The 22,853-nt window shown below is 68.8% G+C and carries 24 protein-coding genes; 14 read left to right on the top strand and 10 right to left on the bottom strand.

The genetic code is table 11. The features are described 5' to 3' along the window. Positions 1-55 precede the first annotated feature (55 nt). From A5752_RS02500 to A5752_RS02490, 3 genes are all read left to right on the top strand, one after another. The gene (locus tag A5752_RS02500; RefSeq protein WP_067081756.1) at positions 56-1,672 is read left to right on the top strand and encodes an ABC-F family ATP-binding cassette domain-containing protein; all 1,617 of its coding nucleotides are present in this window, start codon (positions 56-58) and stop codon (positions 1,670-1,672) included. Between the two features lie 93 nt (positions 1,673-1,765). After that, the gene (locus A5752_RS02495) at positions 1,766-2,884 is read left to right on the top strand and encodes a hypothetical protein (protein ID WP_067081601.1); all 1,119 of its coding nucleotides are present in this window, start codon (positions 1,766-1,768) and stop codon (positions 2,882-2,884) included. Between the two features lie 12 nt (positions 2,885-2,896). After that, complete coding sequence (locus A5752_RS02490) at positions 2,897-3,601, top strand: hypothetical protein (RefSeq protein ID WP_067081598.1); 705 nt, start codon at positions 2,897-2,899, stop codon at positions 3,599-3,601. A 2-nt stretch (positions 3,602-3,603) separates the two neighbouring features. On the opposite strand, the gene A5752_RS02485 is transcribed toward A5752_RS02490, so the two are convergent. After that, positions 3,604-4,344 (bottom strand): type VII secretion target, encoded by a 741-nt coding sequence (locus A5752_RS02485; RefSeq protein ID WP_067081595.1) that lies wholly within the window; start codon positions 4,342-4,344, stop codon positions 3,604-3,606. Positions 4,345-4,391: 47 nt separating this feature from the next. Continuing rightward, positions 4,392-6,482, bottom strand: coding sequence for an AAA family ATPase (locus A5752_RS02480; RefSeq protein ID WP_067081592.1), 2,091 nt, complete (start codon positions 6,480-6,482; stop codon positions 4,392-4,394). Between the two features lie 140 nt (positions 6,483-6,622). On the opposite strand from A5752_RS02480, the gene log reads away from it, so the two are divergent. From log to A5752_RS02440, 8 genes are all read left to right on the top strand, one after another. Continuing rightward, a complete protein-coding gene (log, locus tag A5752_RS02475) occupies positions 6,623-7,213 on the top strand; it encodes a cytokinin riboside 5'-monophosphate phosphoribohydrolase (RefSeq protein WP_067081753.1) in 591 nt (196 codons plus the stop codon). Between the two features lie 36 nt (positions 7,214-7,249). Next, entirely contained in the window at positions 7,250-9,031 is a 1,782-nt protein-coding gene (gene fadD6 / locus A5752_RS02470; RefSeq protein WP_067081589.1) for a long-chain-acyl-CoA synthetase FadD6, read from the top strand. Positions 9,032-9,163: 132 nt separating this feature from the next. Next, positions 9,164-9,988 (top strand): dihydropteroate synthase, encoded by an 825-nt coding sequence (gene folP / locus A5752_RS02465; protein WP_067081750.1) that lies wholly within the window; start codon positions 9,164-9,166, stop codon positions 9,986-9,988. Next, positions 9,985-10,935: a glucosyl-3-phosphoglycerate synthase gene (locus tag A5752_RS02460; protein ID WP_067081586.1), complete on the top strand. Its 951-nt coding sequence runs from the start codon at positions 9,985-9,987 to the stop codon at positions 10,933-10,935. The genes folP and A5752_RS02460 overlap by 4 nt, the downstream gene beginning before the upstream one ends. Positions 10,936-11,076: 141 nt before the next feature. Then, the gene (locus A5752_RS02455) at positions 11,077-11,436 is read left to right on the top strand and encodes a DivIVA domain-containing protein (RefSeq protein WP_067081583.1); all 360 of its coding nucleotides are present in this window, start codon (positions 11,077-11,079) and stop codon (positions 11,434-11,436) included. Next, positions 11,433-12,047, top strand: a complete 615-nt coding sequence (locus tag A5752_RS02450; protein WP_067081579.1) for a DNA-3-methyladenine glycosylase I — start codon at positions 11,433-11,435, stop codon at positions 12,045-12,047. Before A5752_RS02455 ends, A5752_RS02450 begins: the two co-directional genes overlap by 4 nt. Before the next feature lie 7 nt (positions 12,048-12,054). Then, positions 12,055-12,906 (top strand): SAM-dependent methyltransferase, encoded by an 852-nt coding sequence (locus A5752_RS02445; protein ID WP_067081576.1) that lies wholly within the window; start codon positions 12,055-12,057, stop codon positions 12,904-12,906. 167 nt (positions 12,907-13,073) lie between these two features. Continuing rightward, entirely contained in the window at positions 13,074-13,241 is a 168-nt protein-coding gene (locus tag A5752_RS02440) for a DUF3117 domain-containing protein (protein WP_005059648.1), read from the top strand. Positions 13,242-13,259: 18 nt separating this feature from the next. On the opposite strand, the gene glgA is transcribed toward A5752_RS02440, so the two are convergent. Then, positions 13,260-14,429 carry a glycogen synthase gene (gene glgA, locus A5752_RS02435; protein WP_067081574.1) on the bottom strand — a complete coding sequence of 390 codons (1,170 nt, stop codon included), beginning with the start codon at positions 14,427-14,429 and terminating at the stop codon, positions 13,260-13,262. Between the two features lie 111 nt (positions 14,430-14,540). On the opposite strand from glgA, the gene glgC reads away from it, so the two are divergent. Together glgC and A5752_RS02425 are read left to right on the top strand one after the other, a co-directional pair. Further along, a complete protein-coding gene (glgC, locus tag A5752_RS02430; RefSeq protein WP_067081572.1) occupies positions 14,541-15,755 on the top strand; it encodes a glucose-1-phosphate adenylyltransferase in 1,215 nt (404 codons plus the stop codon). A 148-nt stretch (positions 15,756-15,903) separates the two neighbouring features. Beyond that, complete coding sequence (locus tag A5752_RS02425) at positions 15,904-16,152, top strand: hypothetical protein (RefSeq protein ID WP_156613559.1); 249 nt, start codon at positions 15,904-15,906, stop codon at positions 16,150-16,152. 11 nt (positions 16,153-16,163) lie between these two features. Here A5752_RS02425 and A5752_RS02420 read toward each other — a convergent pair whose 3' ends face one another. Continuing rightward, positions 16,164-16,751 carry a DUF4126 domain-containing protein gene (locus A5752_RS02420; RefSeq protein WP_067081565.1) on the bottom strand — a complete coding sequence of 196 codons (588 nt, stop codon included), beginning with the start codon at positions 16,749-16,751 and terminating at the stop codon, positions 16,164-16,166. Between the two features lie 7 nt (positions 16,752-16,758). Continuing rightward, positions 16,759-17,634, bottom strand: coding sequence for a sigma-70 family RNA polymerase sigma factor (locus A5752_RS02415; RefSeq protein WP_502686617.1), 876 nt, complete (start codon positions 17,632-17,634; stop codon positions 16,759-16,761). Between the two features lie 86 nt (positions 17,635-17,720). Between A5752_RS02415 and A5752_RS02410 the strand changes: the two genes are divergently transcribed. Further along, complete coding sequence (locus A5752_RS02410) at positions 17,721-18,119, top strand: hypothetical protein (protein ID WP_156613557.1); 399 nt, start codon at positions 17,721-17,723, stop codon at positions 18,117-18,119. Here the strand turns inward: A5752_RS02410 and A5752_RS02405 are convergent. From A5752_RS02405 to A5752_RS02385, 5 genes are read right to left on the bottom strand one after another with little or no spacing between them, the layout of a single operon-like run. Beyond that, a complete protein-coding gene (locus A5752_RS02405; protein WP_067081560.1) occupies positions 18,092-18,766 on the bottom strand; it encodes a methyltransferase family protein in 675 nt (224 codons plus the stop codon). The two genes, A5752_RS02410 and A5752_RS02405, sit on opposite strands and share 28 nt — an antisense overlap. A 15-nt stretch (positions 18,767-18,781) precedes the next feature. Beyond that, positions 18,782-19,456, bottom strand: a complete 675-nt coding sequence (locus A5752_RS02400; RefSeq protein ID WP_067081557.1) for a methyltransferase family protein — start codon at positions 19,454-19,456, stop codon at positions 18,782-18,784. A gap of 10 nt (positions 19,457-19,466) precedes the next feature. Next, entirely contained in the window at positions 19,467-21,077 is a 1,611-nt protein-coding gene (locus A5752_RS02395) for an ABC transporter permease (protein WP_067081554.1), read from the bottom strand. Next, complete coding sequence (locus tag A5752_RS02390; protein ID WP_286159379.1) at positions 21,074-22,015, bottom strand: ABC transporter ATP-binding protein; 942 nt, start codon at positions 22,013-22,015, stop codon at positions 21,074-21,076. The genes A5752_RS02395 and A5752_RS02390 overlap by 4 nt, the downstream gene beginning before the upstream one ends. After that, positions 21,978-22,673: a TetR/AcrR family transcriptional regulator gene (locus A5752_RS02385; RefSeq protein WP_067081547.1), complete on the bottom strand. Its 696-nt coding sequence runs from the start codon at positions 22,671-22,673 to the stop codon at positions 21,978-21,980. Before A5752_RS02385 ends, A5752_RS02390 begins: the two co-directional genes overlap by 38 nt. Positions 22,674-22,853 lie beyond the last annotated feature (180 nt).

Genomic DNA, 22,853 nt, shown 5'->3' with positions numbered 1-22,853 from the left:
GCTGCCCGGATCCGACCGTCCCTGCTTCCGTGCGATTCACGAAGAGATCACTCACATGTCTTCCATCGTCTGTTCAGATCTGTCTTTCGCGTGGCCCGATGACACGCTGCTGTTCGCCGGGCTGTCCTTCACCGTCGGCGAGGGCCGAACCGGTCTAATCGCCCCCAACGGTGCGGGGAAGAGCGCGTTGCTCAAGCTCATCGCTGCGGAGCTGACGCCGACGTCGGGCTCCGTCACCGTCGACGGCCGGCTTGGATATCTGCCGCAGTCTCTGCCCTACATCGCGCATCGCACCGTCGCCGAGCTCATGGGCGTCGCACCCGTGATCGAGGCGCTCGACGCCCTCGCCGACGGCAAATCCGACGAGGACGTCTTCGCCACGATCGGCGACGACTGGGACGTCGAGGAACGTGCGCGGGCCCAGCTGGATCGCCTCGGCCTGAGCCATATCGCGCTCGACCGTCGGCTCGACACGCTGTCGGGCGGCGAGATCGTGAGCATCGGCATCGCCGCCCAGCTGCTGAGCCGCCCCGACGTACTCCTGCTCGACGAGCCGACCAACAACCTCGACCTCGACGCGCGGCATCGGCTCTACGACGCGCTCGACGACTTCGCCGGTTGTCTACTCGTGGTCAGCCACGACCGGCTGCTGCTCGACCGAATGGACCGGATCGTGGAGCTGTACCGGGGCGAACTCCGCTCGTACGGTGGCAATTTCACGATGTACACCGAAGCGGTCGAGCTCGAGCAACGCGTCGCCGAGAGCAGTGTGCGCAGCGCCCAACAGCTCCTCAAGCGTGAGAAGCGGGAGAAACAACAGGCCCGCGAGCGGGCGGCGCGGCGAGCCGGTACGGCGGCCCGCAACATCAAGGACGCCGGACTGCCGAAAATCGTTGCCGGAGCGCAGAAGCGGCGTGCGCAGGAGTCGGCGGGCCGCGTCGACCGGGTCGGTGCGGCACGCGTCGACGACGCAAGAGACCGTCTGCAAGAGGCCGAACGCGCGGTGCGAGACCACGACACCCTCGTGCTCGATCTGCCCGAGACCGCCGTTCCCGCCGGCCGAGATGTGCTCACCGCCGAAGGGTTACGTCTCCTGGTGCGTGACCGGCCAATCCTCGACGGCGTCGATCTGTCGGTGCGCGGCCCCGAGCGCATCGCGCTCACCGGTCCGAACGGGACGGGCAAGTCGACGCTGTTGCGCATCGTGACCGCAGACCTGGAACCGGACGGCGGAACGGTGGCTCGCAGTGGCGGTCGCATCGCGTACCTGTCGCAGCGGCTCGACCTGCTCGATCCGCGCGACACGGTCGCCGAGAGTCTGGCCGCCTCCGCACCGAGCCTCTCGCACACGCGCCGCATGCATCTGCTGGCGCAATTCCTCTTCCACGGCGACCGCATCCATCTGCCGGTGAGCGCGCTGTCCGGCGGTGAACGACTTCGCGCGACGCTGGCTTGCGTGTTGTTCGCCGAACCGGCACCCGAACTGCTCCTGCTCGACGAGCCCACCAACAACCTCGACCTCGTCAGCGTCGGGCAACTCGAGGCCGCCCTGAACGCGTACCGCGGCGCGTTCATCGTCGTCAGCCACGACGAGCGGTTTCTCACCGAGATCGGCGTGCAGCGGTGGCTCCGGCTATCCGGCGGCCGTCTCGAGGAGGTGCGGATGCCCTGATCGCGCGTCGTGCGGGTCGAAATCGGCGCACGGACAGCTACCCGAGGCACGGTAAGTTTGAGACCCGAAGCGTGTCATCAAGGGGGTCGCGCCATGGGCATCACGCCCGATTCCAGCCCGTACGGTGGTCAGACCGTGACCGGCCCGGGCTGGCCGAACGTCGACGAGGAGACGTTGGCCGCCGCCGCGGCGTCCTACGAGGCGCTCGCGGGCAAGATCAGCGGCAATGTGGTCCCCGAACAGCAAGGCCAGCTGATGAAGCTGTCCGACTCCTGGGAGGGCGCGGGCGCGGTGGCCGCGGCGGGCGAGGCCACCACCATAATCGGCGGGCACGAGGCCAACGCGGCGCAGGCGGCCGCGATCGCCGCCAAGCTGCGCGCGATGGAGGCCACCGTCGTGAAGACGAAGACGCTGGCCAACACGATCGCCCAGGAGGTCCAGCAGGAGTGTGAAGCGATCGCGGCGATGCCGTTCAGCAACACCCAGGAGCTGGTGCAGAGCCGGATCAAGATGGGGCTGTCGCAGAACATCGCCAACATCACTGCCAACACCACCGAACTCGCCAACACCCTCGGCGTTCCGCCGAGCATCCCGCTGTTCGGCGCCCCGCCGGTGCCCGGCAGCAAGGAGGCGCAGGACAGCAGTAAAGATGCCGCGCAGCAGGCAGGTGACGGCTCACAGCAGGCCATGCAGATGATGAGCCAGATGGGCTCGATGGCCGCGCAGCTGCCCATGCAGCTCGGCCAGTCGCTGATGGCTGTGCCGCAGCAGATGGGCCAGCAGCTTTCGCAGCCGCTGCAACAGCTGACGTCCCTGTTCGGCCAGGGCGGCAAGGCCGACTCGCTCGGGGCCGCGGGGCTTCCGTTCTCGTCGTTCTCCAATCATCCGCTGGCCGGCGGCTCGGGTGCGGGCGGCGGTTCGGGCATGGTGCGCGCGGCGTCGCTGCCCGGATCCGGGGGTGCACCGCTGCAGACGCCGCAGATGGCGAACCTCGTCGGCAGCAAGGCCGTCAGCACCGCACCCGCCCGCGAGGGCGCGACGGCCGGCGCGGCCGCGGCCGGCGGCGCCGTCCCGATGGCCGCCGGTGGCGGCATGGGCGGGATGGCGCCGATGATGGGGCAGCGCGGTGCCAGCGGCGGCACCGTAGCGGGGCTGGCCGTGCCCGCGCCGCTCGAGCACGACTTGGATGATGACGACGATGACGACTGGTGACGAGGAGCGCACATGGGTGGCCCGCTGAGGAAGCCTGAGGGCATCAGCTGGAACGCGGCGGCGGTCGAGCTGCCCGAGATCCCGACGATCGCGCCGGGACAGGACGCGATGAGCGCCACCATCTCGGCGGTGCTGCCGACCCTGGCCGCTCAGCTGACCGCCAACGTCGCTGCGCTGTCGGCCAAGGAGAACACTTTCTCGGGCAAGGTGGGCGCCGCGCAGGCCGCCTACGAAAACTCCGATGACGTCGGATCGCAGTCGGTCGGCCAGATCGTCGGGATGCTCGGTCAGGTCGGTCAGCAGGCCGGCCAGATGGGGCAGATGGCCGGTGCCCCGTCGCAGGCCCTCGGCGGGCAGACCGGGATGTTCGGCTCGCTGATGCAGCAGGCCATGCAGGGCGCCCAGTCGGCGGGCGGCCCATCCTCGACCGGCCAGGGCGCCGCGGGCACGGCATCCGGCGGCGGCGCGCCCGGTGGTGCCGCCGCCGCGGGCGCTGGTGCCCCGGCGGGTCCGACGGCCCAGCAGCCGCGCGAGGACGCCCAGCTTCCGGCCGATCAGGGCGACGGTCGCGAGGACCGCCAGCTGCTGCAGCGCGCCGACGACCGCCCGTGGGACGGCGCGTCCGGACCGGAACGCGGCGAGACGGGCGCGGGCCCGGCGCCGGTCGCCCCGCCGGAGTCCAGGTCCGGCGACGACGACGTCGCTCGCAACCTGTAGCGCTAGCCCGCCTGCGGACGCGTCTGCGCGGGCCGCGGCGGCTCGACGACGACCGGCGGCGCGGGAGGCTGGGCTGATGTGTCGCCCTGCGGTGCGGCCTGGGCGCTTGGCTCTGCCCGGGCCGCGGGTTCGGGTGGCTCCTCGGGATCCTCGGATCGCTTGTCGGCGTCCTCGGGTTTGCGGTCGCGGCGCTTCGGGTCCTCGGTAGCAGATGTCGTAGCTCCTTGGGCCGCTTGCATGATCTGCTGCGGAACCTGTTGCAGCCCTTGGGCGAGACCCAGCAGCGGCGCCGTGACCGCACCGGCCAGCGCTCCGACCTGACCGAGCACCTGACCGAGCATCTGGTTGTTGGCGCCGGCGCTCTCACCGCTCACGGGGGCGCCGGCGCCCATGTCCGCGCGCTGGCTTCCGCCGGGCGTATCCCGTTGGACTGCAAGCTCTTCGGCAGCCGTGCGTAACGTCTCAGCACCCTCGCGGTCGCCCTGCTCGTACAGCTGGTCAGCCTTGCGCAGCAGTTCGGAGATCGTCGATCCCTCGTCGGCCGCGCCCTGCACCGTGCCGAGCCGTGCGTCGAGCGCACTCGACAACGCAGCGCCGACGCCGGCCGCGATCGCGCCGTGGCTCGCCTGGACTCCGGCGGCCTCAGAGGCACCGCCGCTCAATTGCGAGAGGTGGGTCGCGATGCGGTCGTGGAGCCCGGCCCAGCCCCGCAATCGGTCGGTCCTGGCGAACAATTCGCTCATGGCAGTCAAGCCTAGGGCCGCGGCGGCGCCGGTCCGGACACCAATTTTCAGCGATGGGCCTCACCCTGAGCGGCGGCGTCGGAGGCCGCACCGTGCCACCCGCGCGTCGCGTATCCGTGCGACGCCTCCGCCAGCGCAGCGCCATCCCGCGCCGCGAGGGCCCGGCCGTGGGCCAAAGCCAGATGTCCGGCGTCACAGTCGCATTCGACGCTGACCCGCTCGATCGCGTCGACAGCCCGCATATCGCCGAGCCGAACCGCGTCCACCAGAGCGCGCAGCGCGACAGCCGACTGCCCGCCGCGCTCCGCGTTGCGCACCGCCTCGCGGGCCGCGGCGACGGCGCCGTGCTCGTCGCGGCGCGCCCACATCGTCCACGCCCGCGCCAACGCCAACTCAGGGGCGAACAGCATCGACTTCAGGCCGTGTCGAGACTCCGCGCGCGCCAGGGCCTTTCCCGCCTCGGCGCCTGCGCCGAGCTGCCCAAGCGCCTGGGCCAGCAGCATCCACGCCAACGGCCCCCACGAGTACCCGGTCGGCGACAGTGCGGCCGCCGCCCGGCGCAACAGACGCGCCGCCTCCTCGAGTTCACCCTTGGCGATCAGCACGTCGGCCACCAGCACCTCGCCGATCGCGCGCCCGGGTTGCTGCAGTTGCGCGAAGTCCGTGAGCCGCTGAGCCAGCTGTTGCGCCCGATCCAGTTCGCCGGCCATCACCAGCGCCGTCGTTTGACCGAACCCACTGGTGAACCGCAACAGCCCCGGATGTCCGGCGGCCATCGCGCGTTCGGCCAACGCGTCGACATCCGCGAAGCGACCGGTCCGCGCCGAACTCAGCGCCGCGGCCGCCGCGGCCCAGCCGACGGCCGTGTCGTCGGCGGCCGGCGAGGCAAGCACCTCGGTGGCGATATCCATTGCCCGAGAGACGTTTCCGGCGTTCATCGCGAATGTCGCCGACAACGCGTCCAGCGTGGTCTGCGCCATCGGCGTGGACACCCGGTTTCTCGTCGCGCGCAGGAACGCGGTGGCGCGCTCGGGCTCGGAAAGCATCCAGAACTGGTTCGCCGCGCGGGGCAGTGCCCACGCCATCAGCTCGGTCTCCGACAATGCGGCGCTGTCCACGTCGGCGAGCACCGCGTCCGCGTCGCGTCCGCGCCCCTGCCAGGCCAGCGCGTACGCCAACGTCAGCCGCGTCGAGAAGTCTCCGGAGCGCTGCAGTGCGGCACGGCCGAGCCGTTCGCTGAGGACCAGATCGCCGAGCCGCAACGCCTCGGCGGCGGCCGCGGACACCTCGGCGGGCTCCTGCGGGCTGTCGCTGTCCAGCGCCAGCACCGCGCGGCGCAACCGGTCGACGGCGCCGTGTCCGGGCCGCTCGGCCATCCGGTCGACGATCTCACCGCGCAGCCTGCGCAGCTCGACGCCACCCAACGCCTCGCGCACCGCGTCGGCGAACAACGGGTGCGCCGGACGCACCCAGCCGTCGTCGACGACGACCGCGCCCGAAGACACTGCGGCCTCTACGGATTCGCGGTCGGTCAACGCTTCGAGCTCACCGAGCACCAGCGGATCGTCGACGGCCAGGTACTCCAACACGCGGTGGGCGGCCGAAGGTAACGCGGCGACGAACTCGTCGACCGAGGCGGCCAGGCGACGCTCGTCGTGACCCGGCGGCTGCAGGTCGATGCGCTCGACCAGGCCGTCGTCCCACAGCGCGGAGACCCCGTCGGCCATCACGCCGGCGGGCGCCACCGTCACGATCAGCGTCGCGGCCCCGCTGACCGCGAGCTGGTAGATCAGGGCCGCCGACAGCGGGTCGAGCAGATGACCGTCGTCGACCACCAGCAGTCGTCCGTCGCCCAACGTCTCTCGCGCGCTGCGCAACAGATCCGCGGTCTTGCCGGTGTCCGCGACCTCGATCAGCCTGCTGACCGCCGCAAACGGGACCGCGGCCATCGGCGCGGTGGCGGTCACCCAGTCGACGCGGTGGTAGTTGCCTGCGAACCGTTCGGCCGCGGCGCGCGCCAGCGATGTCTTGCCCACGCCGGCGGGCCCGATCAGGACGGCGCCGGATCGCTTCTGCAGACCGGCTTCGATCGAATCGAGTGCCGGTCCGGGCGGCGAGGTGACCCACTCAATCGGCACCGCCGGAGTCTATGGCTAAATCGATCGCCGCACTCCTCAACGCGGCCAAGGGGCCGCTTGATCGTCGTGCGGCTAAATCGATCGCCGCACTCCTCAACGCGGCCGGGGCCGCTTGATCGTCGTGCGGCTAGGTTGTGCTCGTGTCCGGAGAACCCAGCCCCCCACGCGAGTCGCACCGCCAGTGGGCGGTCTGCGTCTACTGCGCATCAGGCCCCACACACCCCGAGCTCATCGCGCTGGCCGAAGAGGTCGGGACCGCGATCGCCGAGCGGAACTGGAGCCTGGTCTCCGGCGGCGGCAACGTATCGGCGATGGGCGCGCTCGCCACCGCGGCGAGGTCCCGCGGTGGGCACACCGTGGGCGTCATCCCGAAGGCACTTGTGCATCGCGAGGTCGCCGACGTCGACGCCGACGAGCTCGTCGTCACCGACACGATGCGTCAGCGCAAGGAGGTGATGGAGGGACGGGCCGACGCGTTCATCGCCCTGCCGGGCGGGATCGGCACCCTCGAGGAGTTCTTCGAAGCCTGGACAGCGGGCTATTTGGGTATGCATGACAAGCCGGTCGTGCTGCTCGACCCCATCGGGCACTACGACGGCCTCTTGGCCTGGTTGCACGAACTGCGCGACAGCGGATACGTCGCGCAGGGCGCGCTGGACCGATTGAACGTCGTCGCCGATGTCGAGTCGGCCCTGGCGGCGTGCGCGCCGCGCCAAGAGCACGGTCACTAGGGTGTGCGACAAACGAACAGGGAGGGACGAACGCGCATGACCGAGAAGTCGGGGACTCGCAGCAACGTCGGGCTATTGGACATCGCCGCCCGCGTGCCGGGACTGATCGCGGACGTGCCGACGATTGTCAGCGGCGTGGTCACAGGGTTCAGCGCCCGACCCTCGGCCAAGACCTCGATCGGCAAGGTCTTTCAGGAGCGCGCCGCCCGCTTCGGCGACAAGGTGTTCCTGCGGTTCGGCGACGACGAGGTCACCTACCGCGAAGCCAACGAGAGCGTCAACCGTTACGCCGCCGTTCTGGCCGCCCGCGGCGTCGGGCACGGCGATGTCGTCGGCATCATGCTGCGCAACTCGGTCGACCCGGTCCTGCTGATGCTGGCGGCGGTCAAGTGCGGCGCGATCGCCGGAATGCTCAACTACCACCAGCGCGGTGACGTGCTCGAGCACAGCCTCGGGCTGCTGGGTGCCAAGACCGTCGTCGCCGACACCGACTTCGTCGAACCGATCACCGAGTCCGGGGCCGACACTGACGGCCTGGTCACCATCGACGAGATGAAGCGCCTGGCCGCCACGGCGCCCACCGGCAATCCCGCGACCACCGCGGCCGTGCTGGCCAAGGACAAGGCCTTCTACATCTTCACGTCGGGCACCACCGGCATGCCGAAGGCCAGCGTGATGACGCACTACCGCTGGCTGCGTGCGCTCGCCGGGTTCGGCGGCCTCGGAATGCGGCTGAACAGCAAGGACACGCTTTACTGCTGCCTGCCGCTGTATCACAACAACGCGTTGACGGTGGCGCTGTCGTCGGTGCTCAACGCCGGCGCGACGCTGGCCATCGGGAAGTCTTTCTCGGCGTCGAAGTTCTGGGACGAGGTGATCCGCTACGACGCGACCGCGTTCGTCTACATCGGCGAGATCTGCACGTACCTGCTCAACCAGCCCGAGAAGGACACCGACCGCAAACACAAGGTGCGGGTGATCGGCGGCAACGGCCTGCGCCCGGCGATCTGGGACGACTTCACCAAACGCTTCGGCATCGACCGGGTCTGCGAGTTCTACGCCGCCAGCGAGGGCAACACCGCGTTCGTCAACTTCTTCAACCTGGACAAGACCACCGGCATCTGCCCGTCGCCGGTCGCCTTCGTCGAGTACGACCACGACAGCGGTGAGCCGCTGCGCGACGACAAGGGCCGGGTCAAGAAGGTCCGCAACGGCGAACCGGGCCTGCTGCTGTCCAAGGTGAGCAGCTTCCAGCCGTTCGACGGCTACACCGACGACGAGGAATCGGAGAAGAAGCTGGTGCGCGGCGCCTTCAAGGAGGGCGACGTGTGGTTCAACACCGGCGACCTGATGCGCTCGCAGGGCTTCGGCCACGCGGCGTTCGTCGACCGGCTGGGCGACACGTTCCGGTGGAAGGGCGAGAATGTCGCCACCACCGAGGTGGAGGCGGCGCTGTCGATCGATCCGAGCGTCGACGAGTGCACCGTCTACGGCGTCGAGATCGAAGGCGCGGGCGGGCGGGCCGGCATGGCGGCGGTCAAGCTGAACGACGGCGACGACTTCGACGGCAAGTCGCTGGCGGCGACGCTGTACGACAAGTTGCCCGGATACGCGGTCCCGCTGTTCATTCGGGTGGTCGACGAGCTCGCGCAGACGTCGACGTTCAAGAGCCAGAAGGTCGACCTGCGCAAGCAGGGCTTCAACGTCGAGGAGATCGAGGACCCGATCTACGTTCTCGCGGGCCGCGACGAGGGCTACGTCGAGTTCTACGACGACTACCCCGAGGAAGTGAAGGCGGGCAAGAGGCCCAAGAACTAGCGACTTGTGCGTGAAAACGTTCGCTGACCGATCGAAATCACGCACAAATCGCACGGCCGTAGCCTGGAAGGCGTGACAACGCACCGCGGCCGATTCCTGGGCCGGCCCGTCGCCGCCGATCGGGCGCTGATCATGGCGATCGTGAACCGGACCCCGGACTCGTTCTACGACCGTGGCGCCGCGTTCACTGACGAGGCCGCCAAAACGGCGGCGCACCGGGTGATCGAGGAGGGCGCCGACGTCGTCGACGTGGGCGGGGTCAAGGCGGGCCCCGGCAACACCGTCGACACCGACGAGGAGATCGCGCGCGTCGTCCCGTTCATCGAGTGGTTACGCGGCGCCTATCCCGACCAGCTGATCAGCGTCGACACCTGGCGCTCGACGGTCGCCAAACAGGCGTGCGCGGCGGGCGCCGACCTGATCAACGACACCTGGGCGGGCCACGATCCCGCATTGCCCGAGGTGGCCGCGGAGTTCGGTGCGGGCCTGGTGTGCTCGCACACCGGCGGCGCCCAGCCGAGGACCAGGCCGTTTCGGGTCAACTACGGCATCACCGAACGCGGCGTCGTCGACGACGTCATCGCCGAGGTGACAACGGCGGCCGAACGGGCAGTCGCCGCGGGGGTGGCCCGCGACGCCGTGCTGATCGATCCGACGCATGATTTCGGCAAGAACACTTACCACGGTCTTACTTTGTTGCGCCATGTAAAAGAGCTTGTAAACACTGGATGGCCGGTCCTTATGGCGCTCAGCAACAAGGATTTCGTCGGGGAGACTTTGGGTGTGGGTTTGACCGAACGCCTGGAGGGCACCCTCGCAGCCACCGCCTTGGCGGCCGCAGACGGGGCCGCGATGTTCCGTGTGCACGAGGTCGGGCCCACACGACGCGTACTGGAGATGGTCGCGTCGATCCAGGGCGGACGGCCGCCGACGCGCACGGTGAGGGGACTGGCATGACACTCACACCCGAACTTCCCGCTACTGACGTCGTCACCTCGCGGTGGCTGGCCGACCACAGTTGGAACCGGCCCACCTGGACGGTCGCCGAACTGGAGGCCGCCAAACGCGGCCGCACCGTCTCGGTCGTCCTGCCCGCCCTCAACGAGGAAGAGACGGTGGGCAGCGTCGTCGAAACCATCACTCCGCTGCTCGGCGGGCTGGTCGACGAGCTGATCGTGTTGGACTCCGGCTCGACCGACGACACCGAGATCCGGGCCCTCGCCGCGGGCGCGCGGGTGATCAGCCGCGAAGCGGCGCTGCCGGAGGTGACTCCGCAACCGGGCAAGGGTGAGGTCCTGTGGCGCTCGCTTGCCGCCACGACAGGCGACGTGATCGTTTTCGTCGACTCGGATCTGATCGACCCCGACCCGATGTTTGTGCCGAAGCTGGTCGGTCCGCTGCTGACCACCGACGGCGTGCACCTGGTCAAGGGCTTCTACCGCAGGCCGCTGAAGGTCAGCGGCAGCGAAGACGCCAACGGTGGCGGGCGCGTGACCGAGTTGGTCGCCCGGCCGCTGCTCGCGTCGCTGCGGCCGGAGCTGAGCTGCATCCTGCAACCGCTGGGCGGTGAATACGCCGGCACCCGCGAGCTGTTGACGTCCGTGCCGTTCGCGCCGGGTTACGGCGTTGAGATCGGGCTGCTGATCGACGCCTACGACCGCCTCGGGCTCGACGGGATCGCCCAGGTGAACCTCGGTGTGCGTACGCACCGCAACCGGCCGCTGACCGAGCTCGCCACGATGAGCCGGCAGGTCATCGCGACGCTGCTGTCGCGGTGCGGGGTGCCGGATTCCGGGGTCGGGTTGACGCAGTTCTTCGCCGACGGTGAGGGCTACACGCCGCGGATGTCGTCGGTGTCGCTGGCCGATCGCCCCCCGATGGTGACGCTGCGCCCGCGCGGCTGAGGTTCTTCTCTGCAACTAGCGACGTCGTCCGCCGGGCTAGGTCGTCCGCCGGGCTAATTGGCGGACTCCTCAGCGCGGCTCGTTCCTCGCCGCTTGATCGTCGTCCGCCGAATGTCGGCCCCCTGAGGCAGTATCGAACCCGTGAGCCTGGTTCTGCTGTATCTGGTCGTGCTGGTTCTGATCGCCGTCGTGCTGTTCGCCGTGGGCAGCGTGGTGTTCGGCCGCGGTGAGCCGCTGCCGCCGCTGCCGCGGGACACCACCGCGACGGTGCTACCCGCCTCCGGTGTGACGAGCGCCGACGTCGACGCCGTCAAGTTCACCCAGACGTTGCGCGGCTACAAGACCAGCGAAGTCGACTGGGTGCTCGACCGGCTGGGCCAGGAACTCGACTCGTTGCGCGGTCAGCTCGCCACCCTGCGGGCGGCGCACGGCATCGAGGACGACGAACACATCGAGGGCGGCGCCCACGCCCTCCAGTCGGAGAACGGCGACGAGTCATGACCGCCGCGGTGAAACCCACCGTCGAACCCGACGGCCGCGTCCGTTGTGCCTGGATCGACGAATCTCGTTTGTCGCCAGCCGATTTCGTGCTGTACCGCGACTACCACGACGCCGAGTGGGGCCGGCCGCTGCGCGACTCGGTCGGCCTGTTCGAACGGGTCAGCCTCGAAGCGTTCCAGAGCGGGCTGTCGTGGCTGGTGATCCTGCGCAAGCGGGAGAACTTCCGCCGCGCGTTCCACGGCTTCGACGTCGACCGGGTGGCCCGCTACACCGAACGCGACATCGCGCGGTTGTTGGCCGACACCGGGATCGTGCGCAACCGCGCCAAGATCGAGGCCACGATCGCCAACGCCCGTTCGGTCGCCGACCTTCGCGACGGCGGCACCGATTTCGCCGAACTGCTGTGGTCCTTCGCGCCGCCGTCCCGGCCGCGGCCGGCCACCTTCGCCGACGTCCCGGCCGTCACCCCCGAGTCGACGGCGATGGCCAAGGAACTCAAACGCCGCGGCTTCCGCTTCGTCGGACCGACGACGGCGTACGCCTTGATGCAGGCGACCGGGATGGTCGACGATCACACCGCAGACTGCTGGGTGCCGCGACCGCGGCGGTGAGGATCGCATGGACACGAACTTCGAGAACACGACCCCGGTGGCCGGCACCGGCATCCTGGTCGCGGCGATCCGGGCCCATGAATCCACGCGCGAAGAGCCGCTGTTCGACGATCCCTTCGCGAGCCGACTCGCGGGCGAAGCGGGCATGAAGATGCTGGCGGGCATGATCGCCGAGGCGGGAGAAGAGTCGACGCTGGAGATCGTGGTGCGAACCCGCTTCTTCGACGAGGCGCTGCTGCGCGCGGCGACGACGGCCAAGCAGGTGGTCCTCGTCGCGGCGGGCCTCGATGCCAGGAGTTATCGCCTGCCGTGGCCGTCGGATACCACCGTCTACGAGCTGGACCAACCCGGCGTCATCGCCGCGAAGGACGAGCGGCTGGCCGGTGAGCAGCCCCGCGCCCGCCGCGTCACGATCGGCACAGACCTCGCGGGTGACTGGGCATCGGCGCTCACGTCCTCCGGACACGACGCCGCGAGCCCGACGATCTGGCTCATCGAGGGCCTGCTGCAGTACCTCGACGAACCGACGGTTCGCGAGCTGTTCCGCACCGTCGACGCGCTGTCGGCGCCCGGCTCGGTACTGCTCTACGACGCGGTCGGTAAGACGCTGCTCGAGTCCGACGCGATGGCGGGGCTTCTGCAGTCGATGGCCGAACAAGGGTCACCCTGGCTGTTCGGCACCGACGAGCCCGGCGAGTTGGCGGAGGCCCACGGGTGGACCGCCGTCGTCACCGACGTCGCCGAACCGGGCTACGCCTGGGGCCGGTGGCCGACACCTCCCGCGCCGAACGACGCCGAAGGAGTGCCGCGCGGGTACTTCGTCGAGGCGGTCAAGCACGGCGCCTCGGCACCCGCCTAGCCGACGCAGAAAACCCCCTTAGCCGGGTCTTTGCACACCGAACGGCGCCGATAGGGAACAATAGAGGCGTTCAGTAGCAGTTCAGTGCCGGGAACTGTCAAACGAGTGGGCAGTCTCGGCCCCGACCGAGCCCGCGAGTGGGCCGGCTCATGTGGAGGGAGCACTCGATGGCGGCGATGAAGCCCCGGACCGGCGACGGTCCACTGGAAGCAACCAAGGAGGGGCGCGGCATCGTGATGCGGGTACCACTGGAAGGCGGCGGGCGACTTGTCGTCGAGCTGACCCCTGACGAGGCAGCCGCGCTCGGGGACGAACTGAAGAACGTCACGAGCTGACGGTTCCGGTGCGACCGGCTACGCCGGAGCTCCCACTTTCCGGTAGATCTCCAGGGTCTGCTCGGCGATGTGCGCCCAGGAGAACTCCTGGATGCACCGCTGCCGCCCGGCCTCGCCGAACCGTCGGGCCTTCTCGGGGTCGGCGACCAGCTCGTTGACCGTCGCGGCCAACCGACTCTCATAGCCCGCCGCGTCCTGCGCGTCGTAGTGCACCAGCCGCCCGGTGTGCCCGTCGGCCACGACCTCCGGTATGCCGCCGACGTCGGAGGCCACCACGGCCGTCGCGCACGCCATCGCCTCCAGGTTCACGATGCCCAGCGGCTCATACACCGACGGGCATACGAACACCGTTGCCGCCGAAAGTATTTCGCGGATCTTGACGATAGGAAGCATCTCGCGGACCCAGAACACCCCGGCGCGGGCCTGCGACAGCTGCTGAACCGCCTCGGTCACTTCGGCCGCGATCTCGGGGGTGTCCGGCGCTCCCGCGCACAGCACCAACTGCACATCGGGGGCGAAGGCGTGGGCGGCGGCGATCAGATGCGCGACGCCCTTCTGCCGGGTGATCCGGCCGACGAACGCCACCATGGGCCGGGACAGGTCGACGCCGAGTTCGGCCAGCACCGATTCGCCCGGCTCGGGGGCGGCGGGGTACCAGACGTCGGTGTCGATCCCGTTGCGCACCACGTGAACCCGGTTCGGGTCCAGCGCGGGATAGGTCCGCAACACGTCCTCGCGCATACCGGAACTGACCGCGATGACGGCGTCTGCGCCCTCGACCGCCGTCTTCTCCACCCACGACGACACCCGGTACCCACCGCCGAGCTGTTCGGCCTTCCACGGCCGCATCGGCTCCAGCGAGTGCGCGGTCAGCACATGGGGAACGCCGTAGAGCAACGCGGCGAGGTGACCGGCGAGCCCGGTGTACCAGGTGTGCGAGTGCGCCACATCGGCCCGCGCCGCGGTGTTGACCATGTTGAGATCCGCCGACAGCATCGACAGCGCGGCGTTGGCGCCGAGCAGCGCCGGATCGGGTTGGGCGACGATCGCGTCGGCGCGCGGCGCACCCATGCAGTGCACGTCGACCTCGCACAGGTGGCGCAGCTGAGCGACCAGTTCGGTGACGTGCACTCCCGCCCCGCCGTAAACCTCGGGTGGATACTCCCGAGTCATCATCGCCACCCGCATGGTTTCGACCCTAGTTCCGGGGGCAAGCCACCGCAGGTGCGGATGGGTTTCGCACCGGACTCGGGGCACCAATGCCTAGCCCCGGACAGCGGCTGCCGATAGGTTTGTGTCATGAGGGAACTGCCACACGTGCTGGGCATCGTCCTGGCCGGCGGGGAGGGCAAGCGGCTCTACCCGTTGACCGCGGATCGAGCCAAGCCCGCCGTTCCCTTCGGCGGCGCTTACCGTCTCATCGACTTCGTCTTGTCGAATCTGGTCAACGCGCGGTATCTGCGGATTTGCGTGCTGACGCAATACAAGTCGCACTCGCTCGACCGCCATATCTCCCAGAACTGGCGGCTGTCCGGTCTTGCCGGTGAATACATCACGCCCGTGCCCGCCCAGCAGCGGCTGGGCCCGCGCTGGTACACCGGTTCCGCGGACGCGATCTACCAATCGCTGAACCTGATCTACGACGAGGACCCCGACTACATCGTCGTGTTCGGCGCCGACCACGTCTACCGCATGGACCCCGAGCAGATGGTCCAGTTCCACATCGAGAGCGGCGCCGGCGCCACGGTCGCGGGCATCCGGGTGCCGCGTGCCGAGGCCACCGCATTCGGCGTCATCGACGCCGACGAGTCCGGCCGCATCCGCAGCTTCGTCGAGAAGCCGGCCGATCCGCCGGGGACCCCGGACAATCCCGACGAGGCGTTCGTGTCGATGGGCAATTACATCTTCACGACGAAGGTGCTGATCGACGCGATCCGCGCCGACGCCGACGACGACCATTCCGACCACGACATGGGCGGTGACATCATTCCGCGTCTCGTCGACGACGGCATGGCCGCGGTGTACGACTTCAGCAACAACGAGGTGCCGGGCGCGACCGAACGCGATCACGGCTACTGGCGCGACGTGGGAACCCTCGACGCGTTCTACGACGCGCACATGGACCTGGTGTCGGTGCACCCGGTGTTCAACCTCTACAACAAGCGCTGGCCCATCCGCGGTGAGGCGGAGATGCTGGCGCCTGCCAAGTTCGTCAACGGCGGGTCGGCGCAGGAGTCGGTGGTCGGCGCGGGCAGCATCATTTCGGCCGCGTCCGTGCGCAATTCGGTGCTGTCGTCGAACGTCGTCGTCGACGACGGCGCGATCGTCGAGGGCAGCGTGATCATGCCCGGCGCCCGCATCGGCCGCGGCGCGGTGGTGCGCCACGCCATCCTGGACAAGAACGTGGTCGTCGGACCGGGGGAGATGGTCGGGGTCGATCTCGACAAGGACCGCGAACGGTTCGCGATCAGTGCCGGGGGAGTGGTGGCCGTCGGCAAGGGCGTCTGGATCTGAATCCCCTAACCCCCTAATCGCGGTTCGTTCCGCAGTCCCCACCACGCGATCGACGGTGGGGGTGCTCGTCCCGTTATGCCCAAAGCTCCTGTGTCTCATGCTGGTTCGACCAGCAGCGGCCGAGGAGGCCACAAACACAGGAGGCATGATGAAACGCACCAGCATCACCGCCACCGTCGCCGCCGGCGTCATGACCGTCGGCGCGCTGATGGCCACGACCGCCCCGGCCGCCCACGCGGAGAAGCTGTCGGACCAGACGATCAAGAGCGAATGCAAGGCCGCCGGCGGGACGTACAACAAGAAGGGGACGGTGTCCACCTGCGGCTACAAGGACTCCAGCGGCAAGCTGAACATCGACTACTACTCGGGCGGGCATTACGTCACGACCCTCACGTAGCGCGCCTGGGGTCAGCCCGGTGCGGCGTTGCGGCGGCGGCGACGCCGCAGGATCCGGAACGCCAGCCACGCCAGGGCGACGATGGCCACCAGCACCAGCACCGGCAGCAGGATCGCGACGAAGACCAGCCCCACGCTGACTCCGTCCTCGACGGTGCTCAGCACCGGCGCGGCCACCCCGGCGGTGGCGACGTTGGCGGCGGGCCGAACCGTCGATTTGGTCAGCGACACCACCAGTGCGACGACGACGCCGATGACCACAGGGATCCATTGCCCGGATTGGGCGAAGGCGCCGGGATCGGCCACCGCCGACGTTTGAGCGGCGGTGCCGGAACCGAACACGATGCCGCCCGCCGTGGGCCGCACGAACGTCTGGACGGCGTCGTTGACACTGTCCAGGGCGGGCACCTTGTCGGCGACGATTTCGATGACGAGCAGCGTCGCCACGATCGCCATGACCCAACCGTTCTCCAGCCACGCCCAGCCGGCGGGCAGGCTGATGAGGTCGGTGAACCGCGACAGCAGGCCGAGCGCGAGCAGCGGGATATAGGCGTTGAGCCCCGCCGCGGTCGCCAGGCCGAGCCCGGTCAGCAGTTCCACATCCGCATTATCGGCCGAGCAGCGCCAACTGAAGGTGACTCAGCCGATGTGGATCTGCATCGATCGTGATTCCGCCGATCCTGTCGTCGGTCACGGTGAACCGCAGCACCAGGCGCAGTCGTCCGGCCGGTGCGACCACGACCCCCGGCGCACCGTCGATCACGGCGGGTTCGGCGAACCTGGCGTTCGCGGCGAACCGCTGCGCGTTGCCCGCGATGGCGTGTGCGCCGCGAACGGTGGTGGCGATCCCGCCCGCGGAGGCGTCGACGTGCAGCACCGCGTCGGTGTGCAGGAGCGCGAGCAGCGCATCGAAGTCACCGTTGCGCGTTGCGGCGAGGAATGCGTCGACGAGGTGTCGCTGCCGCACGAATTCGGTTGCCTGCGGGGCGTCCTGGCCGCGGACGCGGCGGCGCGCACGGGAGGCGAGCTGAGCGGCGGTGTTCTCCGACCGCCCGACGATCGGGGCGATTTCGGCGAACGGCAGATCGAACATGTCGTGCAGGACGAACGCGAGCCGCTCGTCGGGCGACAGCGTGTGCAACACGACGAGCAGTGCGACGCCGACGGAGTCGGCCAGGACGGCCTCCTGTTCGGGGTCGAAACCGGAAGCGGGTGGTGCGTCACCTTCACCGAGATCGTCGAGCGGTTGTTCGGCTCGCGCGGCCCTGGCGCGCAGCATGTCCAGGCAGATGCGAGCGACGACGGTGGTCAACCAGCCGCCGAGGTTGCGCACGGCGCCGACGTCGGCGCGCCGCATGCGCAGCCATGCCTCCTGCACCGCGTCGTCGGCGTCGCTCGCCGAGCCGAGCATCCGGTAGGCCACCGCATGGAGGTGGTCGCGGTGCTCGTCGAACGTCCTCAGGTGCTCGTCGATCATGGTCATCGGGACGCTCCCGTCGTCATATCGTCCGGGTCTCATCCGTCATCTCTATGACGAATGCGGGCGGCCGGATATGACAGGAGGCGGATATGACCACACTACGAGCGGTACTCGTGGTGCACGGCGTGATCACGTTGGCCGGGGCGGCAGTCCTGATGCTGTTTCCCACGGCGATTCCGTCAGTCGCGGGCTTCACCTTGGACCGGCAGGCGTATCTGCTGGTGTACGTGGTCAGCGCGGCCGAGCTCGCGGTCGCGGTGCTGTCGTTCGGAGCCGCCCGATTGACGGACCGTGCCGCGCTGCGGTTGATCGTGGTGACGCTGGCCGTGCTGCACGCGACGAGCGGCGTGCTCGACATCGTCTACGTGAGCCTCACGCAGGCGAACACGACGATGGTCGTCAATGCGGTGGTGCGTTTCGTGGTGGCGGCGGTGTTCGTCGGGCTGTGGCGCACGGTCGGTCACCAGACGTACGGCACGAGGCGGTAGCGCACCTGGTTCGTGTACTCGGGGTAGCCCGCCAGTTGCCGACGCAGCATGGATTCCTCGTCAACGATCCGCGCCGCGAGCAGAGGCAGCGCGGCGACAACCGCGATCAGCGCCCAGAACGAGCCCAGCGCGAGTGGGGTGCCGAGCATCATGACCAGCGTGCCGGCATACATTGGATGTCGCACGATGCCGTACAGCCCCGTCGTCACCACGGACTGGCCGGTCTCGACGGTGATCGTCGCTGCGGCGTAGGAATTCTCGATGATCACCCACTGCGCGGCGACCAGACCGATCGCCACCAGGAGGTCACCGGCGACGACGAGCACGGTCGGTACGTGCGACCACCCGAACCGGTGGTCGAGCGCGCTGATCACGAGAACCGCGACGACGGCGGCGATGAGCCCGCTGATGATCAGCTTCTCCGAGGTTCTGGTTTCGGCGCCGGGACCCGCCTTCATCCGTCGTTTCAACGCGGCGGGATTACGCACCGCGAGGTACAGGCTCGGCACCAGGGTCGCGAGCATGAAGACGGCGATGAAAACCCAGGCCTGCCAATAGTTCAGCGTGCCGGCGGGAACGAACAGCAAAACCGCGAAGAAGGCGATTCCGAAAACCGCCGACGTGAGCGTCTGCAGGACGATCTTCATGAGACCACCCACCTTTCACCAGATGTAGGGCACCAGGCGATGACGAACCTGTCCGGCATACTCGGAGTAACCGGGTAACTCGTCGCGGAGTAGCGCCTCCTCGTCGAGAATGCGGAGCACGAAGATCGCCGTCCCCGGCACGAGCAGGGTCAGCCCCCAGAGCGAGTCGAGCGCCGGTGGACACCCAACCATCATGATCATCACGCCGAAATACATTGGGTGCCTGACAAATCCGTAGAGTCCGCTGGACACCAACTGTTGATCCGCTTGCACCGTCACCGTGGCGGCGGCGTAGCTGTTGACCAGGATCACCGCCATCCCGATGCCCAGCCCGACGGCGACCAGCACCTGACCCAGCACGACGACCGCCAACGGAACCGTCGACCATCCGAACCGATGGTCGAGCGCGCTGACGACGGCGATGGCCACGAACAGCAGCGGATAGCCGATGCTGACGAACTTCTGGATCGTCCTGCGTTCGGCGGTCGGCCCGGAGCGCATGCGACGACTCAGCACATCGGGCCGCCGTAATGCGAGATAGAAGTTCGGCACCGTGGTGGCCAGCGCGAAGATGGCGAGAAAGACCCACGCCTGCCAGTAGTTCAGCGTGCCCGCCGGCACGAACAGCAGCAGGGCGACGAAGAGGAGACCCGCGATGGTCGACAGTGTCAGCTGGACAAGGAGTTTCATGGCCGCCGCTTCAGATCGCGTCGCGCCTGCGGTACAGGGCGCCGGCGAACCACGTCAAGGCTGCGGCAACGACGACCATGACGACGAGCGCGGTCACGGGGTAGTCGCTCGGCGCCGTGGTTCGGCTGACCGGTGACAGGTCGATGACCCACCGGGGCAACCGCAGCAGCGGTCCCAGGTAGAGCGTGACAACGACCGCCGTCACCGCCATCCAGCCGATCCAGGGTCGACGGACCGCGACGGCCAGCGCGGCGACGCCGGCCATCACGGCCATGGCGGGCACGTAGGCGAACCCGGCCACGGTCAGCCGAAGCACCGTCGCGGCGTCGCCGACGGTGATGCCGGCGCCCAGGCCATTGCCGAGACCGGCGACGAACATCAGCAGGACCGAGCCGAGCAGCGCCGAACCCACCGCGGTGAAAAGCCAGCGCCACCGCGAAACCGACCCGGCCAGCACCACCTCGCCGAGACCACGCTCCTCGTCGGTGTACACGCGCAGCACCGCGCCGACGACGTACGCGCTCGCCGCGGCCGCAAGGAACTGCGTCATCGTGGTCTGAGCGCTGTCGGCGCCCTGCTGCGCGATCAGACGCTGGATCACCTCATTGGTCGCGGCCGCGTCGAGCAACGACTTGGTCATCGACCCGAACGCCAGGCCACCGAGGAACAACCCGACGGTCCACCCGATCGTCTGGCCGCGCTGCAGCGTCAGGTGCAGTTCCAGAACGGATGTGATGGGACGGGCGTCGGGGCGCTCGCCGGAGGAGGGCAATGTGCCGTCGTCGTACTGGCGCCTGCCCTCCAGCACGACGGCCAGCGCGATGAGGGCACCGGTGAGCGCGACCAGCAGCGTGAACGGCCACCACCGCAGGTCCACGAACGCACGCATCTGCTGGGCCCACGCGATCGGGGAGAACCAACTCAGCGCACTGCCGGAGTTGTCGATCACGTCACCGACGCCACGGACCACCGCGGCAACCGCCAGCGCGGCCATTGCGGCGCCCGACGCCGTACGCGACTGCCGCCACAGCTGCGCGGTCACGGCGGCCACCGCGCCGAACACCATGGCCACCCCGGTCACACCGATGCTCATCGCCGCGGCGTCGACGACGTCGAGCCCGTTGGCGGCCATCGCCAGCGTCAGTGCGACCGCGAGCACCGCGTTGACGGCACCGACGAGGATCAGCGCTGCCGCGGTTCTGGCGTATCGGCCCACGACCGACGACAACACCAACTCTGCTGCGCCGCTTTCCTCTTCGGCGCGGGTGTGCCGAATCACGGTGAGGATCGCGAGAATCGATGTGGCGACGATCAACGTCAGCATCATCTCGTTGGCCATCATCGCGCCGAGATCGGTCTCGTTGCGGCCGAACATGGGGCCACCCATCATCATCCCGGCCGGGGTCTTGAGCAGCTCGACGCGCGTCAGCCGTTGCAGCTCTTCGGGATAGGCCAGTTCCACGGCGGCCGGCGCGTAGGCCATCAGCGACGTCAGCACCGCGATCCAGACGCCGAGCCGGACCTTGTCGCGGCGCAGCGCAAGGCGCAGCAATTCGAAGGTTCCCGTCCACGCTGTCGAAGCGCCGCGCCGCAGTTCGGTCGGCGCGATGGTCGTCGTCATGGCGCCACCCCCTGGTACTCGCGCAGGAACATGTCCTCCAGCGAGGCCGGGGTGACCGTCAGGTCCAGAATCCCGAGATCGCTCAGAACGTCCATCGCCCGATCGAGGTCGTTGCGGTCGACCGCGAAGACGTAGTGGCCGTCCCGGATCGCGAAGTCGTGGACGAAGGGTGCGTCCTGGAGGCGCCTGCCGTCCTGGCGGGTTCGCGCGGTCACGGTCGTGCGCATCAGGTGGCGCAACTCGTCGAGGGCGCCCGCCCGCACGGTCCGGCCGGCGCGGATGATGGTGACGCTGTCGCAGAGCTTTTCGACCTCGGCCAGGATGTGGCTGGACAACAGCACCGCGGCGCCACGTTGGGCGACCTCACCGACGCACTGCTGAAACGCCCGTTCCATCAAAGGATCCAGTCCCGACGTCGGCTCGTCGAGTATGTACAGCTCGGCGTTGGTCGAGAACGCCGCGATGATCGCGACCTTCTGCCTGTTGCCCTTGGAGTAGGTTCGCGATTTCTTGTGCGGGTCGAGTTCGAAGCGCTCGATCAGCTGATCGCGTCGAGAGGTGTCCACACCGTTGCCGCGGAGGCGGGCCAAGAAGTCGATCGCCTGAAGCCCGGTCAGGTTGGGCCACAGGGTCACATCGCCCGGGACGTAGGCGATGCGGCGGTGCAGGGCAACCGCGTCGCGCCACGGGTCGCCGCCGAGCAACCGGACCGTGCCGCCGTCTGCCCGCAACAGCCCGAGCAACACGCGGATGGTGGTCGACTTACCCGCGCCGTTCGGCCCGAGGAACCCGGTGATCTGGCCCGGCGCGACGGTCAGATCCAGGCCGTCAAGCGCTCGGGTACGGCCGAACGACTTTGACAGACTGTGGATTTCGACCGCCGGTTCACCGCCTCGGCGGTCAGCTCGCCGCAGTGGTCCCGCCATCTGAGCCGTCATCGCGATCTCCCTTCTCGGTGCTGCTGAACGGAATTCCCTTCTCGCGCTGCGCGAGGAACGCGTCGTACATGGTCGAGTCGGTCATCAACCCCTGCGTGTAGACCTCGAGCGCGGGAAGAACCATCTCCTCGGCGTAATCGTGAAGAGCCACACGCAGATCCGCGGAGTCGTGCAGCTGCAGATACAGCAGGAAACCCCCGCCGCTGGCCATCGCCAGGAACCGAGCCCTGGCCCGGGGGTCGCGGCTCGGCTTGAGCAGCCCGGACCGGACCCCTTCGTCTAGATACTGCTCGGCGTTGTCGATCATCTGCTGCCAGAACGACTTGGCCAGCTCGCTACCCGACTGCAGGCTGCGCACGAGATAGGCCATCAGCGGCGCGTACGACTCGATCTCGGCCATCTGCGCCAGCCACGTGGCGGGGTCGTGCGTCTGCAGCGATTCGGTCTTGGTCTCGCGGATCACGTCGGCGACATGGGTGTCACACGCCTTGCGCAGGCCTTCCTTCGAACCGAAGTGATGGATGACCAGCGCGGCCGACACCCCGGCCGCCTCGGCGACGGCCCGAAGGCCGACGTTGAAGCCGTGTTGGCCCCATTGCTCGATCGCGGCGTCGCGGATCCGTGCGACCGCCGTCAGATCGTTCGATGCTGAACGCATGTTCAGTAGATTAAACGCGCGTTCAGCCGACGGTCAAGGGGGTGGCGCCGGAATGGCCCTCGCCCAGGTACCGCGAGCAGACGCGAAACTGCCTAAAAAGTCGCGGCGGTTTCTAGTGCTCTAAGCAACAGCTGTCGGTGTGGACGGGTTGGAGAGTAGTTCGTCGAGTGCTTCGGCGGG

This window comes from Mycobacterium sp. 852002-51961_SCH5331710 (assembly GCF_001665535.1).
Taxonomy (GTDB): domain Bacteria; phylum Actinomycetota; class Actinomycetes; order Mycobacteriales; family Mycobacteriaceae; genus Mycobacterium.
Note: the sequence above shows the minus strand (reverse complement) of the source record. Positions and strands in the feature narration are given on the sequence as shown.

Coding starts and splice junctions, on each gene's coding strand:
- A5752_RS02450 (WP_067081579.1), top strand. CDS start 11,433: ATGACCGCCGCGGTGAAACCCACCGTCGAACCCGACGGCCGCGTCCGT.
- A5752_RS02390 (WP_286159379.1), bottom strand. CDS start 22,015: ATGACGGCTCAGATGGCGGGACCACTGCGGCGAGCTGACCGCCGAGGC.
- glgA (WP_067081574.1), bottom strand. CDS start 14,429: ATGCGGGTGGCGATGATGACTCGGGAGTATCCACCCGAGGTTTACGGC.
- A5752_RS02395 (WP_067081554.1), bottom strand. CDS start 21,077: ATGACGACGACCATCGCGCCGACCGAACTGCGGCGCGGCGCTTCGACA.
- folP (WP_067081750.1), top strand. CDS start 9,164: ATGGCGATCGTGAACCGGACCCCGGACTCGTTCTACGACCGTGGCGCC.
- A5752_RS02485 (WP_067081595.1), bottom strand. CDS start 4,344: ATGAGCGAATTGTTCGCCAGGACCGACCGATTGCGGGGCTGGGCCGGG.
- A5752_RS02440 (WP_005059648.1), top strand. CDS start 13,074: ATGGCGGCGATGAAGCCCCGGACCGGCGACGGTCCACTGGAAGCAACC.
- A5752_RS02490 (WP_067081598.1), top strand. CDS start 2,897: ATGGGTGGCCCGCTGAGGAAGCCTGAGGGCATCAGCTGGAACGCGGCG.
- A5752_RS02495 (WP_067081601.1), top strand. CDS start 1,766: ATGGGCATCACGCCCGATTCCAGCCCGTACGGTGGTCAGACCGTGACC.
- A5752_RS02425 (WP_156613559.1), top strand. CDS start 15,904: ATGAAACGCACCAGCATCACCGCCACCGTCGCCGCCGGCGTCATGACC.
- A5752_RS02400 (WP_067081557.1), bottom strand. CDS start 19,456: ATGAAACTCCTTGTCCAGCTGACACTGTCGACCATCGCGGGTCTCCTC.
- fadD6 (WP_067081589.1), top strand. CDS start 7,250: ATGACCGAGAAGTCGGGGACTCGCAGCAACGTCGGGCTATTGGACATC.
- glgC (WP_067081572.1), top strand. CDS start 14,541: ATGAGGGAACTGCCACACGTGCTGGGCATCGTCCTGGCCGGCGGGGAG.
- A5752_RS02410 (WP_156613557.1), top strand. CDS start 17,721: ATGACCACACTACGAGCGGTACTCGTGGTGCACGGCGTGATCACGTTG.
- A5752_RS02445 (WP_067081576.1), top strand. CDS start 12,055: ATGGACACGAACTTCGAGAACACGACCCCGGTGGCCGGCACCGGCATC.
- A5752_RS02415 (WP_502686617.1), bottom strand. CDS start 17,634: ATGACCATGATCGACGAGCACCTGAGGACGTTCGACGAGCACCGCGAC.
- A5752_RS02405 (WP_067081560.1), bottom strand. CDS start 18,766: ATGAAGATCGTCCTGCAGACGCTCACGTCGGCGGTTTTCGGAATCGCC.
- A5752_RS02500 (WP_067081756.1), top strand. CDS start 56: ATGTCTTCCATCGTCTGTTCAGATCTGTCTTTCGCGTGGCCCGATGAC.
- A5752_RS02385 (WP_067081547.1), bottom strand. CDS start 22,673: ATGCGTTCAGCATCGAACGATCTGACGGCGGTCGCACGGATCCGCGAC.
- A5752_RS02460 (WP_067081586.1), top strand. CDS start 9,985: ATGACACTCACACCCGAACTTCCCGCTACTGACGTCGTCACCTCGCGG.